13 protein-coding genes are annotated in these 17,266 nt (G+C 66.2%); 10 read left to right on the top strand and 3 right to left on the bottom strand.

Annotated elements, in window-relative coordinates; all coding sequences use genetic code 11:
- Positions 1–450: 450 nt before the first annotated feature.
- The 10 genes from U0042_RS10685 (at position 451) to U0042_RS10640 (ending at position 13,552) form a co-directional block, all read left to right on the top strand.
- The gene (locus U0042_RS10685) at positions 451–1,851 is read left to right on the top strand and encodes an undecaprenyl-phosphate glucose phosphotransferase (RefSeq protein ID WP_114810868.1); all 1,401 of its coding nucleotides are present in this window, start codon (positions 451–453) and stop codon (positions 1,849–1,851) included.
- 135 nt (positions 1,852–1,986) lie between these two features.
- Positions 1,987–3,426: a UDP-glucose dehydrogenase family protein gene (locus U0042_RS10680; RefSeq protein WP_114810869.1), complete on the top strand. Its 1,440-nt coding sequence runs from the start codon at positions 1,987–1,989 to the stop codon at positions 3,424–3,426.
- Between the two features lie 38 nt (positions 3,427–3,464).
- Entirely contained in the window at positions 3,465–3,923 is a 459-nt protein-coding gene (locus U0042_RS10675) for a low molecular weight phosphotyrosine protein phosphatase (protein WP_114810870.1), read from the top strand.
- Positions 3,902–5,086 carry a polysaccharide biosynthesis/export family protein gene (locus U0042_RS10670; protein ID WP_114810871.1) on the top strand — a complete coding sequence of 395 codons (1,185 nt, stop codon included), beginning with the start codon at positions 3,902–3,904 and terminating at the stop codon, positions 5,084–5,086. The genes U0042_RS10675 and U0042_RS10670 overlap by 22 nt, the downstream gene beginning before the upstream one ends.
- Before the next feature lie 49 nt (positions 5,087–5,135).
- Positions 5,136–7,358: a polysaccharide biosynthesis tyrosine autokinase gene (locus tag U0042_RS10665; protein WP_419150507.1), complete on the top strand. Its 2,223-nt coding sequence runs from the start codon at positions 5,136–5,138 to the stop codon at positions 7,356–7,358.
- 55 nt (positions 7,359–7,413) lie between these two features.
- Positions 7,414–8,337 (top strand): glycosyltransferase, encoded by a 924-nt coding sequence (locus U0042_RS10660; RefSeq protein ID WP_114810872.1) that lies wholly within the window; start codon positions 7,414–7,416, stop codon positions 8,335–8,337.
- Between the two features lie 94 nt (positions 8,338–8,431).
- Entirely contained in the window at positions 8,432–9,616 is a 1,185-nt protein-coding gene (locus tag U0042_RS10655; protein WP_114810873.1) for a glycosyltransferase, read from the top strand.
- 3 nt (positions 9,617–9,619) lie between these two features.
- Positions 9,620–11,146, top strand: coding sequence for an O-antigen ligase family protein (locus U0042_RS10650; RefSeq protein ID WP_114810874.1), 1,527 nt, complete (start codon positions 9,620–9,622; stop codon positions 11,144–11,146).
- Positions 11,143–12,321, top strand: a complete 1,179-nt coding sequence (locus tag U0042_RS10645; protein ID WP_198665295.1) for a glycosyltransferase family 4 protein — start codon at positions 11,143–11,145, stop codon at positions 12,319–12,321. The genes U0042_RS10650 and U0042_RS10645 overlap by 4 nt, the downstream gene beginning before the upstream one ends.
- Positions 12,322–12,388: 67 nt before the next feature.
- On the top strand, positions 12,389–13,552 hold the full coding sequence (locus U0042_RS10640) for a glycosyltransferase family 4 protein (RefSeq protein WP_114810875.1): 1,164 nt from the start codon (positions 12,389–12,391) through the stop codon (positions 13,550–13,552).
- A 168-nt stretch (positions 13,553–13,720) separates the two neighbouring features.
- Here the strand turns inward: U0042_RS10640 and gmd are convergent, their stop codons facing one another.
- From gmd to U0042_RS10625, 3 genes are all read right to left on the bottom strand, one after another.
- Positions 13,721–14,764 carry a GDP-mannose 4,6-dehydratase gene (gene gmd / locus U0042_RS10635; RefSeq protein ID WP_114810876.1) on the bottom strand — a complete coding sequence of 348 codons (1,044 nt, stop codon included), beginning with the start codon at positions 14,762–14,764 and terminating at the stop codon, positions 13,721–13,723.
- A 62-nt stretch (positions 14,765–14,826) separates the two neighbouring features.
- Positions 14,827–15,663, bottom strand: a complete 837-nt coding sequence (locus U0042_RS10630; RefSeq protein ID WP_114810877.1) for an SGNH/GDSL hydrolase family protein — start codon at positions 15,661–15,663, stop codon at positions 14,827–14,829.
- Positions 15,660–16,754, bottom strand: coding sequence for an acyltransferase family protein (locus tag U0042_RS10625; RefSeq protein ID WP_114810878.1), 1,095 nt, complete (start codon positions 16,752–16,754; stop codon positions 15,660–15,662). Before U0042_RS10625 ends, U0042_RS10630 begins: the two co-directional genes overlap by 4 nt.
- Positions 16,755–17,266: the final 512 nt, after the last annotated feature.

Genomic DNA, 17,266 nt, shown 5'->3' with positions numbered 1-17,266 from the left:
GCATTGGGAAACTTTCGCAAAAGCGTTTTGCGTGAACCCGCTGGATATCCAATAAAACGCATAAAGATTTATGGCGATTTTATTTCGTTTTCTATAGAAAATTAAAAATAAAAGGAAAGAAAAGACGCCACGGCCGGAGCCGGCAAGGGCGAGCCTGCCCGGGACGGGGCTGGACTGGGGAGCAAGCTGCTGTGATATGTCTGACAAGAAGGGCGGTGGCCCGCCGGATGGGGCTCGCGAAGGCGCCGTTTGTCATCGGAGCGTCGCAGAAAATGCAGCAATTACCGAACAAAAATAGACAAAATTCGGTAATTCGTACCGATACATTTAGAGATATTTTGCGCGCTTGCCGGGCGAATTTTAATACCGCTTTATTGAGCCTTGTACGAGGGTATTCACTCATATTCCCGGACGGAACACGAACTTGATCGACAATCCGAGGTGCGGTTCATGCTGAGCGTTCTATCCAGAGTCATCGATATTGCGATGGTTGCCGCGGGCGCGCTGATCGCAGCCGCGTTGCACGGCGGGTCGCTGGTATGGCTCACGGACATGCAGAACGTCACGCTGGCGTTCAACTGCCTGCTGATGATCTGGATATTCCCGGCTTGCGGTATCTATCAGTCGTGGCGCGGCAAGCCGCTCTACGACCTGCTGGGCCGCGTGGCGCTTGCATGGCTCGCGGTGGAGGGCATGGGCATTCTCATGAGCTTCAGCCTGCACCGCTCGGACATGCTGTCGCGGCTGTGGCTCGGTTACTGGGCGATCGCCACCGTCGCGCTGCTGATCGTGACGAAGACGGCGGTACATACCGTGCTCAAAGGCCTGCGCCGCGAGGGCTACAACCAGAAGGCCGTGGCCATCGTGGGCAGCCCGCGCTACGCCCGTTTTATGATCGAGCAGATGCGCGCGCGCCCCGAGGCCGGCTTCAAACCCGTCGCGGTATTCGACGACGGCAGCTTCGGTGCGACCGGCGAAGCGGCGACGCCGGACACGGGCGCCATCGAAGGCGTGCCCGTGGAGCACGCCTTCGCCGCGATGATCCGCCTGATCCGCCATCGCGGCATACGCGAACTGTGGCTCGCGCTGCCCATTTCGCAGGAGCGCACCATCCATGGCTTCGTGAAGGAGCTGCGCCACGACTTCGTCAACATCCGGTTCATTCCGGACGTGCAGAGCCTGTCGCTCTTCAGCCAGCCCGTGGTCGATCTGCTGGGCGTGCCGGCCATCAACCTGGCGGCGTCGCCCATTACCGATTTGCGCGTGCTGCCGAAGCTCGTGTTCGACCGGCTCTTCGCGCTCGCGGCCCTCACGGCGCTCTCGCCGCTGATGCTCGTGATCGCGGTGCTCGTGAAGCTGTCGTCGCCGGGCCCCGTGTTTTTCCGCCAGAAGCGCAAGGGCATCGACGGCAACGAGTTCGAGATCTACAAGTTCCGCTCGATGAAGGTGCATCGCGAGGAAGCGGGCAAGGTGACCCAGGCGCGTCGCGGCGACCCGCGCGTGACGGCCGTCGGCGCGTTCCTGCGCCGCACGAGCCTCGACGAGTTGCCGCAGTTCATCAACGTGCTGAAGGGCGAGATGTCGGTGGTAGGTCCGCGCCCGCATGCGCTCGAACACGACGACATCTACAAGGACCTCGTGAAGGGCTACATGCACCGCTATCGCATCAAGCCCGGTATCACGGGCTGGGCGCAGATCAACGGCTATCGCGGCGAGACGGACCGCATCGAAAAGATGATGGGCCGCGTGAAGCTCGACCTCTACTACATGCAGCACTGGACCTTCTGGCTCGACCTCAAGATCGTCGCGCTGACCATGTGGAAGGGCTTCGCGGGCCGCAACGCGTATTAGTGGAATAGCGGAATAGCGCAACAGCGCGGCGCGGTGCGCTCCGGCGCGCGAACGCACGCCACACGATTCGACACGGCGCGGCCCGTTCCGCACCGTTTTCTGAAACCGGATGTCTTGTCCCTCGAGGTGTGATTCATGAACCTGACGATCATTGGAAGCGGCTACGTTGGCCTCGTTACCGGCGCGTGTCTTGCCGACATCGGCAACGACGTGTTCTGCCTCGACGTGGATGCACGCAAGATCGACGTGCTCAACAGCGGCGGCGTGCCGATCCATGAACCGGGCCTGCAGGAACTCATCGCGCGCAACCGCAAGGCGCGCCGGCTCACGTTTTCCACCGACGTCGAAGCCGCCGTCGCGCATGGCGACGTGCTCTTCATCGCCGTGGGCACGCCGCCCGACGAAGACGGTTCGGCGGACCTGCAATACGTGCTTGCGGCTGCGCGCAACATCGGCCGCTACATGAACGGCTTCAAGGTGATCGTCGACAAGTCGACGGTGCCGGTAGGCACTGCGGCGCGCGTGCGCGAAGCGATTGCGGGCGAGTTGCGCGCGCGCGGCGTGCAGCACATGTTCTCGGTGGTCTCGAACCCCGAGTTCCTGAAGGAAGGCGCGGCCGTGGAGGACTTCACGCGGCCCGACCGCATCGTGCTGGGCTGCGACGACGACGTGCCCGGCGAAAAGGCGCGCGAACTCATGAAGCGCCTGTACGCGCCGTTCAACCGCAACCGCGAACGCACGCTCTACATGGACGTGCGCTCCGCCGAGTTCACCAAGTACGCCGCGAACGCCATGCTCGCCACGCGCATCTCGTTCATGAACGAACTCGCGAATCTGGCCGACCGCGTGGGCGCCGACATCGAAGCCGTGCGCCGCGGCATCGGTTCCGATCCGCGCATCGGCTACGACTTTCTGTATGCGGGGTGCGGCTACGGCGGCTCGTGCTTTCCGAAAGACGTGCAGGCGCTCGTGCGCACCGCCGACGAGCAAGGCCAGAGCCTGCGCATTCTGCAGGCGGTGGAAGCGGTCAATGAAACGCAGAAGAAGATTCTTGCGCACAAGATCGTCGCGCGTCTGGGCGAGGACCTGACGGGCCGCACGTTCGGCGTGTGGGGTCTCGCGTTCAAGCCCAACACCGACGACATGCGCGAGGCGCCCAGCCGCGCGCTGATCGCGGCGCTGCTCGCGCGCGGCGCCACGGTGAAGGCCTACGACCCGGTCGCCACCGACGAGGCGCGCCGCGTGTTCGCGCTCGACCTCGAAGGCGCTCCGCAGCAGCAGGCCCGCCTCGCATTCGTGGACGACGAGATGGAAGCCGCGCAGGGTGCCGACGCGCTCGTGATCCTCACCGAATGGAAGGTCTTCAAGATGCCCGACTTCGAAGCGCTGAAGGCGCAACTGAAGATGCCGCTCGTGTTCGACGGCCGCAATCTCTACGAGCCGGAAGCGATGGCCGAACTCGGCATCGAGTATCACGCCATTGGCCGCCAGGGCGCGATTGCGGGCGCACGTGCCGCCGTGCAGCAGCCGCGCACCGCAGGCAACGTGCCGGCCGGCGAAACGGCGAGAGCGTGACGCCCACGCGCGCGGCAACACGCGACGGAGAACCCGCGATGTTCAACAACGTCCTGATCGTTTGCCATGCGAACGTGTGCCGGTCGCCCGCCGCGGAGCGGCTCTTCCGCGCGCAGGCCGCCCAGGCCGCAAGGGCGGGCCGCTCGCCGCGGGCGCCGGCGTTTCACTCGGCCGGCATTCGCGCCATGGAAGGCGGCGGCATGGACCCCGTGATGGCGCGCCTGCTCGCCGAGCGCGGCATCGCGGCGGGTGCGCACCATTCGCGCCGGCTCACGCGCCGGCTCATCCGCGACGCGGACCTCGTGCTCGTCACGGAACGCCGTCAGGTGAAAGACGTGGAAGCGCTCGAGCCCACTTCGCGCGGCAAGGTCTACGCGCTCGGGCAGTGGGAAGACTCGGACGTGATCGACCCGCATGGCCGCGACGAAGCGGCATACCGCGACAGCTTCGCGCTGATCGAACATCTGGTGAAGGGATGGCTGGACAAAATATGCTGAAGAGAAACATCGGAATCGTCTTGACGCTGACCGCTTTCCTGTCGGCCTGCGCAACCGCGCCCGGTAACTACCTCGATACGTCGAGTCTGGAAGACTCCAACGAGCAGAAGCAGCAGGAAACGTATCCGGTGCATCTGATCGACTCGCAGCTCGTCGCCGCGCAGATGCAGGCCGCGGCCGTGCCCGTGGATCTGCCCGCATCGCGCTATGCGAGCCCCGCGGACTACGTGTACCACCTCGCGCCGCAAGACATTCTCGGCGTGACGGTCTACGACCATCCCGAACTTTCCACGCCGCAGGGCAGCACGTTCTCCACGGGCGGCAACACCACGCAGACCGTCGCGCAGGCGCTCACGCAGCCCTACACGAACGCGCTCTCGGGCCAGGCCGATCCGTACGGCCAGACCGTTGCCGCCGACGGCACCATCTACTTCCCGTTCGTGGGCCGCATCCGCGCCGCGGGCAAGACCGTCAACGAACTGCGCGACGAACTCTCGAAAGGGCTCGTGCGCTACATCCGCAACCCGCAGGTGGACGTGCGCGTGCTCGCGTATCGCAGCCAGAAGGTGCAGGTCACAGGCGAAGTGAAGCAGCCGGGGCCGCTCGCCATCAGCGACGTGCCGCTCACGCTCGTCGACGCCATCACGCGTTCGGGCGGCACCACGGCAGACGCCGACATCCAGCGCGTGCGCCTCACGCGCAACGACAAGCTCTACGTGCTCGACGCGAACCGTCTGCTCGATCGCGGCGACGTGACGCAAAACGTGATGCTGCAAAACGGCGACATCGTGAACATTCCGGACCGCTCCGACAGCCGCGTGTTCGTGCTGGGCGAAGTGAAGACGCCCACGCAGATGCCCATGCTGAAGGGCCGCCTCACGATTGCGGATGCGCTCACGCAGGCGGGCGGCATTCTGGACACCGATGCGAACCCGCGTCAGATCTACGTGATGCGCGGCATGATGGACAACCCCACGAAGCCGGACGTCTACCGGCTCGACATGACGCAGCCGGACTCGATCATGCTCTCCACGAAGTTCCAGTTGCAGCCGCTCGACGTGGTCTACGTCGGCACGGCCGCCTCGACGACGTTCAACCGCGTCCTTCAGCAGGTGCTGCCGACCATCCAGACCATCTTCTACACGAAGCAGATCACGCGCTGATGCACGACATGACACGCACGAGCTACTTCTCATCCATCGGGACCGAACTGTGAGCACGCAAGCAAACACTCCACTGGCCGTCACGGCCCGAACCGAAGAAGAGGACGTGGTCCTCGGCGACCTGCTGCAGGTGTTGATCGACGACATCTGGTGGCTCATCGGCATTGCCGCCATCGTCGTCGGTATCGCGGTGTTCTACTGCTACGTCGCGAAGCCCGTCTACACGGCGGATGCGCGCGTGCGCGTGGAGGCCGCGGACTACACCTCGCAGCCGCTTACGCAGACGCAGACGGGCGCCGCGGTTTCCACGGGTTCGTCCGCGCTGCCCACCGACGCCGAGATCGAAATGATCAAGAGCCGCAGCGTGGTGGAGCCCGTGGTGGACCAGTTCAAGCTCAACTTCTTCGTGGCGCCGAAGACGTTCCCCGTGCTGGGCAGCCTCGCCGCGCGTCTTGCCACGCCGGGCGAGCCCGCGAAGCCGTGGCTCGGCCTCGATTCGTACGCATGGGGCGGGGAAGTGGCGAACGTCGATTCGATCGACGTGGACCCGGCGCTCGAAGGCAAGAAGCTCACGCTCGTCGCCGAGGGCGCGGACCACTACACGCTGGAAGACAGCGAAGGCCGCCTGCTCTTGCGCGGCGAGGCGGGCCAGCAGGCGCAGGGCAACGGCGTGACGATGCTCGTGAACCGGCTCGTGGCGCGCCCCGGCACGCGCTTTACGGTGGTGCGCCTCAACAACCTCGATGCGATCACGGCCTTCCAGTCGGCCATCAACGTGCAGGAGCAGGGCAAGCAGACGGGCGTGATCCAGATCTCGCTGGAAGACACCGACGCAGGCCGCGCCGCGCAGATCGCCAACGCGCTCGCGCAGTCGTACGTGCGCGAGCACGTCGCCACCAAGCAGGCCGACGCGAACAAGATGCTCGACTTCCTGAAGGCCGAGGAACCGCGCCTGAAGGGCGACCTCGTGCGCGCGGAAGCGGCGCTCACGGCTTACCAGAGCAAGTCCGGCTCCATCAACGCGAGCGACGAAGCGAAGATCTATCTGGACGGCAGCGTGCAATACGAGCAGCAGATTTCGGCCATGAAGCTGCAGATCGCCTCGCTCGACCAGCGCTTCGGCGAGGACCACCCCGTGCTCGTCGCGGCGCGCCAGCAGCTCGCGCAACTCGAAACCGAGCGCGCGAAGTACGACACGCGTTTTCGCGATCTGCCTGCCACCGAAGTGAAGGCCGTGCAGTTGCAGCGCGACGCGAAGGTGGCCGAAGACATCTACGTGCTGCTGCTCAACCGCATCCAGGAGCTCTCCGTGCAGCGCGTGGGCACGGGCGGCAACGTGCATATCGTGGACGCCGCCATGCGGCCCGGCATGCCGTCGAAGCCGAAGAAGGCGCTCATCGTATCGGCCGCCGCGATTCTCGGGCTCATCGTGGGCACGGGCTTCGTGTTCGTTCGTCGCAACATGTTCAAGGGCATCGCGGACCCGGAGCACATCGAACGCACCTTCCATCTGCCTGTGTACGGCATGATCCCGCTTTCCACGGAACAGACCGCGCTCGAAAGCGCCGTGGTGCGCGGCGGCAATCGCCTGCGCTCCGTGCTCGCCAGCGTGCGGCCCAAAGACGTCACGGTGGAAAGCCTGCGCAGTCTGCGCACCGCGCTGCAGTTCACGATGATGGACGCGAGCAACCGCGCCATCATGCTCACGGGCTCCATGCCCGGTGTGGGCAAGAGCTTTCTTACCGTGAACCTCGCCGTGCTGCTCGCGCACTCGGGCAAGCGCGTGCTGATGATCGACGGCGACATGCGGCGCGGCGCGCTGGAACGCTACCTGGGCGGCCCGCAGGACAACGGCTTCTCGGAACTGCTCTCGGGGCAGATCGCGCTCGAAGAGGCGATCCGCACCACCGAGGTCGACAACCTCCAGTTCATTTCCTGCGGACGCCGGCCGCCGAATCCCTCGGAGCTGCTGATGTCGCCGCGGCTCGCCCAATACCTCGACGCGCTCGCGAAGCGCTACGACGCGATCCTGATCGACACGCCGCCCGTGCTGGCCGTGACCGACGCCGCCGTGATCGGCGCGCACGTGGGCTCCACCTTCGTCGTGGTGCGCTCGGGCATGCACAGCGAAGGCGAGATCGGCGACATGCTCAAGCGCCTGCGCGCAGGCGGCGTGCACGTGCAGGGCGCCATTTTCAACGCGATGCCGCAGCGGGCGCGCGGCGCGTACGGGCGCGGCTATGCGGCCGTGCAGGAATATCTGAGCGCGTGACGCCGCATCTCGGCGCTCCATCAGGCAACACGTCAAACGATACAGAGGAACCCGAATGAAAGTCTCCGTACTCGTTCCCACCTTCCGCCGTCCCGCGGACCTTTCGCGGTGCCTCGCCGCGCTTCAGCGCCAGCAGCGGCGGCCCGACGAAGTGATCGTCGTGGCCCGCCCCGACGACGACGCGACGCACGAATGCCTCGCGCGGCACGTGGCGAGCCGCGTGCTGCCGCTCGTCGTGGTGCCCGTCGAGCAGCCGGGCCAGGTTGCCGCGCTGAACCGCGGGCTCGATGCGGCCACGTGCGACGTCGTGGCGATCACCGACGACGACGCCGCGCCGCGTGCCGACTGGGTCGCGCGCATTGCGATGGCCTTCGAAAGCGATCCGCGTCTGGGCGCGCTGGGCGGGCGAGACTGGGTGCACGAGAAGGGCCGCGTGCTCGACGGTGCACGGCCGCTCGTGGGCAAGCTGCGCCTGTCGGGCAAGATCGTGGGCAACCATCATCTCGGTGTGGGCAGCGCGCGCGAAGTGGACGTGCTCAAGGGCGCGAACATGAGCTACCGCCGCGAGGCCATCCGCCACATCCGCTTCGACAACCGGCTGCGCGGCGCGGGCGCCCAGGTGCACAACGACATGGCCTTCAGCATGAGCGTGAAGAACGCGGGCTGGAAGCTCGTCTACGACCCGCAGGTGGCCGTGGACCATTTCCCCGCCGAACGCTTCGACGACGACCGCCGCGACGCGCAGACCATGCAGGCCGTGCGCAACGCCGCCTACAACCTGCACCTGATCCTGCGCGCGCAATTGCCGCCGCTGCGTCGCGAAGCCGCGTGGTGGTGGTATGCGCTCGTCGGCACGCGCGTCTATCCGGGCTTCGCGCATGCGGCGCTCGCACTCGCCTCGAAGCGCGGGCGCACCACCATCGCCCGCTGGCGCGCGGTGCGAACCGGCGCACACGAAGCGCGGCGTGCCGCGCTGTGAGTCGAGCTGTGATTCGCGCTGTGACCCACGCTGTGACCCGCGCGGTCGACTACGCCCAGCGTCCCTGGCCTGCGAACACCTTCCGGAGAACCGCATGAGCGTGACCCACGTCCACGTCCACCTGTTTTACGGCGCCGATCCGCGCTACTACCGCAAGGGCGAGAACATCGGCTGCCTGTACGGTTATCACCATGCCGAGTCGCCTGAATTCGCGCTGTCTTATTCGCAGGACGCACGCGAAAGCGCGCCGGTGCGGCTTGCGCGTCGCGCGCTGAAGGCCGTGCTCGGTTTCGACTTCATTCATACGTGGCGCAACCGCGCGGCCATCCTGAATTCGGACGTGGTCTGGACGCATACCGAGCACGAGCATCTTTCGGTGGCGTTGCTGCTGCTTTTGCTGGGCCGGCGCGCCGCACCGCCGATGCTGCTCGCGCAGAGCGTGTGGCTGCTCGACAAGTGGCCGCACTACGGCGCGCTGCGCCGCGCGTTCTATCGCAAGCTGATCGCGCGTGCCGACATGCTCACGACGCTCGCGAGCGAAAACGCCGCGCTGTGCCGCGACTATCTGAAGCGCGAGGCGCGCCACGTCTACTACGGGCTCAACACCGCGGACTTCCCCGTGCGCGAACCCGAAGCGTGGACACCGCATGCGCCATTGCGCATCGCGGCCATCGGCAACGACCGCGACCGCGACTGGGAAACGCTCATCAAGGCGTTCGGCCACGACGCGCGCTACACCGTGAAGCTCGCTACACGCCGGCGCATTCCCGCGTCGCTGCACGCGCCCAACGTCGAGATCGCGTCGGCTTCGGGACTCAAGAAGCAGCACGCGCTCTACGACTGGGCCGACGTGATCGTGGTGCCGCTGCGTCCCAACTCGCACGCTTCGGGCATTACGGTGATGCTCGAAGCGGCGGCCGTCGGCAAGCCGATGATCGTGACCAACGTGGGCGCGCTCGCGGACTATTTCGACGGCAAGGCGGTCTCCTACGTGCCGCCGTTCGACACGCAGGCGCTGCGCGAGGCCGCGAACCGGCTCGTGGCGCAGCCCGCGGTGGCCCTTGCCCAGGCGCGTGCGGCAGCGGCGCAGCTCGTTTCGCGCGACCTCACGACGCAGCATTTCGCCCAGCAGCATGTCGAGATCACGCGCGAGATGCTGCGCCTCGCGCGGCCGCAGCCCGTTTCCGCGCGTGGCCGCGCAACGGCGGCCGACGACGCGAAGGCGAACGAAACCGCCGTCATGCGGCACGCGCCGAGCGAAGCACGAGGAGGGCGATAGCCCATGACGATGTCCGTCACAGGCGCGGTTCATCCCAACGGCGGCGGAGCGCAAGCGGGCGCGCAGGAACCGGCCGCGCGCGCTTCGGGCCTTTTCGGCGGCGACCGCCTCGAATGGATGCCGCCCGCGGCGCTTTGGGTCATTACCGCTGCGCTGATCGTCGCGCATCAGGGCACGGTGCTCACGCTCGCGTTTCCCGTGCTCGCCACCGCGACGGGCGTGTGGCTCTATTTCCGCAGCCCCGCGCGCTACGTCGGCTTCATGTGGTGGACCTGGTTTCTGAGTCCCGAAGTGCGGCGCCTCGCGGACTACGGCAAGGGCGGCTTCACGCCCACGAGCCTGATCCAGATCGCGCCGCTCGCCGTCACGATGATCAGCGCGCTCTCGCTGTTGCGCTACTACCCGGTGCTCGCGCAGCGGCGCGGGCTGCCGGTGCTGCTGATTCTGGGCGGCATCGGCTATGCCTTCATCGTGGGCGTGGTGGCAAGCGGGCCGCTCGCGGCCACCTACGACCTCGCCAACTGGATCTACCCGGTGCTGATCGGCTTTCACATCATGGCCAATACGCGCCAGTATCCGCAGTACCGCGACACCATCGTCAACACCTTCATCTGGGGCATGCTCGTGATGGGCGCCTACGGCGTGGTGCAGTTCTTCATCATGCCGCCGTGGGACGCCATGTGGATGATCGGTTCCAACATGAACTCGCAGGGCGACCCCGTGCCGTTCGGCGTGCGCGTGTTCAGCACGATGAACTCGTCCGGGCCGTTCGCGTTCGCGATGATGGGCGCCATGGTGTTCGTGATGGCCGCGCAGCATCGCTTTCGCTGGGTGGCCGGCGCGCTCGGCTTCCTCTCGTTTGCGCTTTCGCTCGTGCGCTCGACGTGGGGCGGCTGGGTCATCGCGCTCCTGATTCAGCTCATGAAGTCGAACAACCGCGTGCGCGTGCGCATCGTGGCGAGCGGCGTGCTGCTTGCGGGCCTCTGCGTGCCGCTGCTTGCCGTCGGCCCCGTCGCCGAGCGCATGCAGGCGCGCCTCGACACGCTCGTGAACCTGCGCGACGACCAGAGCTATGCCGCGCGCAACGAGTTCTACGCCAACTTCGCCAAGACCGCGTTCACCGACGTCACGGGCGAAGGGCTGGGCGCCACGGGCGCCTCGACGAAGCTCTCGAGCGACAGCGGCGAACTCGGCAAGTACGGTAGTTTCGACAGCGGCGTGATGAACATTCCGTTCGTGCTCGGCTGGCCCGGCACGCTGCTTTATCTCGCGGGCACGCTGTGGCTCCTCGCGCGCGCCGTGCGGGCGTCGTTCGCGCTGCGCGAGGACCGCTATGCGTCGGCCTGCCTGAGCCTCGCGCTCGCCATTTTCGCGATGCTCGTCTTCACCAACTCGCTTGTCGGCACAGGCGGTCTGCTGCTGTTTTCAAGCGTGTTTTCCATTCTTTCCGCGGCGCATTGGCAGAAGGCGCAAAGGGCCGCGCTGCGACGCGCCGCCATGCAACGCTCGACACCGGAGGCACCGCATTGAGAGTCGCCATCGTCACCCACGTGGTGCGCCACAACGACGGCCAGGGGCGCGTCAATCACGAGATCGCGCGGGCCGCACTCGAAGAGGGCATGGAGGTCACGCTGGTGGCCTCGCACGTCGCACCGGAACTGCTCGCGCATCCGCGCGTGCGCTGGGTCTGCGTAAAGCCCGGCAAGTGGTGGCCGACCAATCTGCTGCGCCAGCAGGTCTTTGCTGCGAAAAGTGCGCTGTGGCTGCGCGCGCATCGCAGCGAATACGACGTGCTGCACGTGAACGGCTTCATCACGTGGGCGCGCGCGGACGTCAACACCGCGCACTTCGTGCATAGCGGCTGGGCACGCAGCCGTTACTACCCGTTCGGTATCGGGCGCAGCCTGTGGTCGTCGTATCAGTATGTCTATACGCGCTGCAATGCGTGGCTCGAACGCTGGGCCTATCGGCGTTCGCGCGTCATCACGGCGGTGTCGAAGAAGGTGGCCGACGAAATTCGCAGCATCGGGCTCACGCCGGGCAACCGGCTCGACGTGATCTACAACGGTGTGGATACGCAGGGCTTCGCCGCGGCGAGCGGCGACCGCGCGAAATTCGATTTGCCCGCCGACGCGTTCCTGCTGCTTTTCGTGGGCGACCTGCGCACGCCGCGCAAGAACCTGGGCACCGTGCTCGAAGCGCTGCGTGTGTTACCGCCGCGGGTACAGATTGCCGTGGCGGGCTACCTGCCGGGCAGCCCGTATCCCGAGATGGCGCGCAAGCTCGGCATCGCGGACCGCGTGCATTTTCTCGGTCTCGTGAAAGACATGCCGGCGCTCATGCATTCCGTGAACGCATTCGTGTTTCCCTCGCGCTATGAAGCGATGAGCCTGTCGCTGCTCGAAGCGATGGCCGCGGGTCTGCCCGTCGTGACCGCGCGCACGGCCGGCGGCGCCGAGATCATCACGCCCGAATGCGGCATCGTGCTGGAAGATCCCGACGATCCGCACGCATTGGCCGAAGCCGTGGCGCGCCTCGCCGATTCCACGGACCGCTGCGAGGCCATGGGCCGCGCGGCAAGCGAACTGGCCACGCACTTCGGCTGGACCCGCATGGCGCAGCAGTACCTCGCGCTCTACCGGCAACTCGCGGACGGCGAGGCAGGCCGCCGCGCCGAAGCGCCCGATGCGGCCTACGCGCAGTAGCGGGTACGGCCCGCGCGCCGGGTCATCGATCAGCACGCAACCCATGCAAAACGACAAAGGAACTGCCATGACCACCCGTTCAATCAAGTCGCTACAGATCGGCATGCACTGGTTTCCCGAACGTGCCGGCGGGCTCGACCGCATGTATTACTCGCTCGTCGGGGCGCTGCCCGGCGCGGGCGTGGAAGTGCGCGGCGTCGTCGCCGGCTCGCCGCGCGTGGCGGAGGATACGGGCGGCGCCATCAACGGCTTCGGCCCCGCGTCGCAGTCGCTGCCGCTGCGCCTCATGGCCGCGCGCCGCGCGCTGCGTCGCGAGATTCGCCGGCATCGGCCCGACGTGATCTCGTCGCACTTCGCGCTCTACACGTTCCCCGGCCTCGACGTCACACGCGGCATTCCGCAGGTCTCGCATTTTCAGGGACCGTGGGCCGACGAGAGCCAGGTGGAAGGCGCCGACTCGCTCGGCCAGCGCATGAAGCGCTACCTGGAGCAGTCGGTCTACGAGCGTTCGTCGCGACTCATCGTGCTCTCGAACGCGTTCGGCCAGATCCTCACGTCGCGTTACGGCATTCCGCCCGAGCGCGTGCGCGTGGTGCCGGGCTGCGTGAACGTGGAGCAGTTCAATCTGCCGATGTCGCCCGCGGACGCGCGGCTCAAGCTGCAACTGCCGCAAGGGCGGCCCATCGTGCTCGCGGTGCGGCGGCTCGTGCGCCGCATGGGACTCGAAGACCTGATCGATGCCGTTGCGCTGCTGAAGAAGCGCGTGCCCGACGTGCTGCTGCTGATCGCGGGCAAAGGGCGGCTCGAGGGCGAGCTGCAACGACGCATCGACGAAGCCGGGCTCAGCGACAACGTGAAGCTGCTCGGCTTCGTGCCCGATGCGCACCTCGCCGCGCTCTATCGCGCCGCGACCATCAGCGTGGTGCCCACGGTGGCGCTGGAGGGCTTCGGGCTCATCACGGTGGAGTCGCTCGCGTCGGGCACGCCGGTGCTCGTCACGCCGGTGGGCGGACTACCTGAAGCCGTGGCAGGGCTCTCGCAGGATCTGGTGTTGCCTTCGACGGGAGCCTCCGCGATTGCCGATGGCCTCGCCGCCGCGCTGCGTGGCGCGCTGCGTTTGCCGGATGCCGAAGCGTGCTACGCCTATGCACGCGAGAACTTCGACAACGCGGTGATCGCAAAGCGTGTGGCGCAGGTGTACGAGGAGGCGATTGCGGAACGCGTGCACTGAGGCGTGCAGCGTGCAGGCCGCACGTTGTGCGGCACGACCTGCGGCTCGGCTATGTAGGGGTTCTGGCACGCACGGACGTTCGTGACGGTGCCGCGAGCCGGAGATGGGCAGGCAGATGGACAGGCAAGGGCGCTACCGTTCGCGGCCCTTGCCAACTGCCTCGTGCGATCAGAACGTGTCGTGGTTCTGGTTACGTGCGAGATCGGCCTGAACCATCATCTGGCACAACTGCTCCAGCGTGGTTTTCGGTTCCCAGCCCAGCACGGCCTTCGCCTTGTCCGCGCAACCGATCAGCAGGTCGACTTCGGCCGGGCGGTAGAAGCGCGGATTCACGCGCACGAGCACCTTGCCCGTGGCCACGTCGATACCCGTTTCGCGCTCGGCCTTGCCCGACCATTCGAGCTGGTAGCCTGCCGCCGCGAACGCCATGCGCACGAAGTCGCGCACGGTTTCCGTGCGGTTCGTGGCCAGCACGAAGGTGTCCGGTTCGTCGGCCTGCAACATGCGCCACATACCCTCCACGTATTCGAGCGCGAAGCCCCAGTCGCGCTTCGCGTCGAGGTTGCCCAGTTCGAGCACGTCGCGCTTGCCGAGCTTGATCTTCGCGGCGGTGTCCGTGATCTTGCGCGTGACGAACTCGCGGCCGCGCAGCGGCGACTCGTGATTGAACAGAATGCCGCTCGACGCGAAGATGCCGTACGACTCGCGGTAATTGATCGTGCTCCAGTGCGCGAACAGCTTCGCGACGCCATACGGGCTGCGCGGATAGAACGGCGTGTCCTCGCGCTGCGGCACGGCCTGCACCTTGCCGAACATTTCGGAGGTCGAAGCCTGGTAGTAGCGCGTGGCCGGATTCACGATGCGAATGCCTTCCAGCAGATTCAGCGCGCCCACGCCCGTGACTTCCGCCGTCGTGACGGGCTGGTCGAACGACACGCCCACGAAGCTCTGCGCGGCGAGGTTGTATAGCTCGTGCGCCTGGGCGCGTTCCAGCAGACGCAGCGTGGAACCGAGATCGGTCAGGTCGTGTTCGACCAGTTCCAGATGCGGATGATCGAGCACGCCCAGTTCTTCCATGCGCCAGAAGTTCACGGAGCTCGTGCGCCGGTACGTGCCGGTCACGTGATAGCCCTTGCCGAGCAGCAGCTTCGTGAGATACGCGCCGTCTTGCCCGGACACGCCGGTGATGATCGCCTTGCGTTGATTGCTCATGGAATGTGCCTTCCCTGTGTCGGAGAAAAAAGGTGTTCGCCCGAATGCGCGGGCGGTGCGTATCAGGACTGGCTGCCGGCAACGCGCGCATGCGGCGCCGCACGCTCGCGGCCCGTTTCGGCCGGGCTTGCGGCGTGGTTCGCGGCGCTGCTTGCCGTGGGTGCTTCGCGCAGCAGCTTCTGCACGAGCGGGTCGATGACTTCGAAGTCGTGCCCGGCCTTCACGCGGTACAGCTCGGGCTTCGGATGCGCGCCGTCGGACATCATCCCTTTCCAGTCGGCGAGCGTCTGGATCGACGCGTAGTGATCGACGAGCGGCACGTGCTGTTCCTGCGCGACGCGGCGGGTCATTGCCACCATGGCGCCGAGCTTCGCGTTCAGACGGCCATCGGGCATCGGGTTCGACGTTTGCAGCACGGGCAGCTTGCCGGCCGCGAGCGCGTCTTTCACGAGCGCGGTTTCGGCAGCGTAGAACTGCTCGGGCGTCTGGTTGCGCATCACTTCGTTGATGCCGTAGTTGATCGTCACGATCTGCGCAGGCGAGGTAGCGAGGCGCGCCTTCCACGGCGGATTGCGACTGCTGCCGTCCAGCAATTGCGTTGCCATCGTGCCGCCGATGCCGTAGTTCGCGACGCTCACGCGCTCGCCGTGTGCGGCGCGCAGGTCGTCCTGCAGGTACGTCACGGCGTTTTGCGGACGCGGCCCGCAACGGCCGTCCGCGCACGAGATGCCGAGCGTGGTGGAGTCGCCGTAGGCTTCGATCACGACATCGCCGCTGCGCGTTGCGTCGACGGACGATGCCGCGGGCGCAGGCGTCGTGCCCGCGCTCCATGCCGCCACGCAGGCCACGACGGCAAGCGCGATGCGGCGTGAGCTTCGCGTTGTCGCGCGGCGCCTCATACGCGCGTCCTCGCCGCCGCACGTACGGCGGACGCGGACGGCTCATGCGCCGGCGCCGCGCCTGACGCACGACCCGTACCGAAGATCAACCGCCGCTCGAAGCCGAACCAGCTCAGGCTCGCATAGGCGAGCGTGACGGCAAGCGCAATGCCCGCACTCGCGAGCCGGCTATGACCCAGCGGCCACACCGCATAGAGCACGGTGAGGTGGATCAGATAGATCGTGTAGCTGATCGTGCCGATGTAGACGAGCACCGGGTTGCACAGCAGGCGCTTCACGATGCCCTTCGCTTCCAGCGCGATCACGACAATCGAGGTGCAGAGCACGAGCGAAATGCTGTAGAGCGCCGCGTTGGAAAGCGGCGTATTGGCCGCCCGAAAGCGCGGAAAGTGCAGATGCAGCCACGCGAGCACGGCGAGCGCCGCCACGAAGCCGAGCACCGCAAGCGGCTTGAAGCGGCCGATGGCCTGCGGATCGCGCCGCGACACCACCGCGAGCAACGCGCCCGCGGCAAGCAGGTCCATGCGAAACGGCGTGAGGTAATAGATGGGCCAGAACGTATCGAACCAGGGCGTGGCCAACGCGCGCAGCAACGGCACCACGACGATCAGCGCCGCCGCGACGAAACCGAGCGCGCGTTCGGAAACGAGCAGCACCACGAACGGCCAGACGATGTAGAACTGCTCTTCGACGGCGAGCGACCACAGCACGTTGAGGCTGTCGTGCCCGCTCTGGCCGAGGGCGTCCCCGATGTTGGTCGCAAAGAACGTGTACCACGGCCAGTATTTCGCCCAGCCGAGCCCGAACAGCAGCGACGACACCACCATGAGCAGCACGTAGGGCGGCAGGATGCGTCGCGCGCGGCGTGCGTAAAAGTAGCTGAAATAAGGCACCTGGCGCGCCTTGCGGTCGAGCAGGATGCCGGTGATCAGAAAGCCGCTCAGCACGAAGAAGAGGTCCACGCCCATCCAGAGCGGCGCCTTCAGCGCATGCTGCGCAAACACGGCCAGCACGGCGATGGCGCGCAGCCCGTCGAGCTGCACGATGCGCCGGCTGTGAGAGGGCGGGGCAGGCAAGGTACTCGCTGTCATGAACCGTCCACGAGAGTCGAAAGAAGCACGCGCAAGAAGCACATGCAAAAGCCGCGGCAGCGTTCAGTGCCGACGGCCACCAGTGCGATTCGATTCTAGGGAAAAGAAAATGGCGAAAAAACGGAAATGAAACAGCGTGAAACAACGATTCAACCGGGCTAATGGAGAAATGCTTTCCGGTAATTCATGACCCATACGGCTGCGGGGATGTAAAACCGTCCGGCCCGCGCTGGGCAACGGCGTGCAATATGTCACGCGGACGTCACTTCACTGTGCGCCGGTCATATTCCGGTTTTAACGAAACAGGCTTTCAATCCGCTTCGCTGAAACGAATATTTTTGAATTATTTTCGATTTTCGTCGCAGCGATTTTTCCGCTTACTGTGACGCTTGTCCACGCGGACCGCCAGCCGGCCCGACGACCTCGGCGGTCCTCGTCGCCCCATCGCCGGCTTCACTGACTGGAGGATGCGTTTGCCGCAGTTCGTCTCGCCGTTCCACGCGCGGTTTCTT

It is taken from the genome of Paraburkholderia kururiensis, assembly GCF_034424375.1.
Classification (GTDB): Bacteria; Pseudomonadota; Gammaproteobacteria; order Burkholderiales; family Burkholderiaceae; genus Paraburkholderia; species Paraburkholderia kururiensis_A.
Note: the sequence above shows the minus strand (reverse complement) of the source record. Positions and strands in the feature narration are given on the sequence as shown.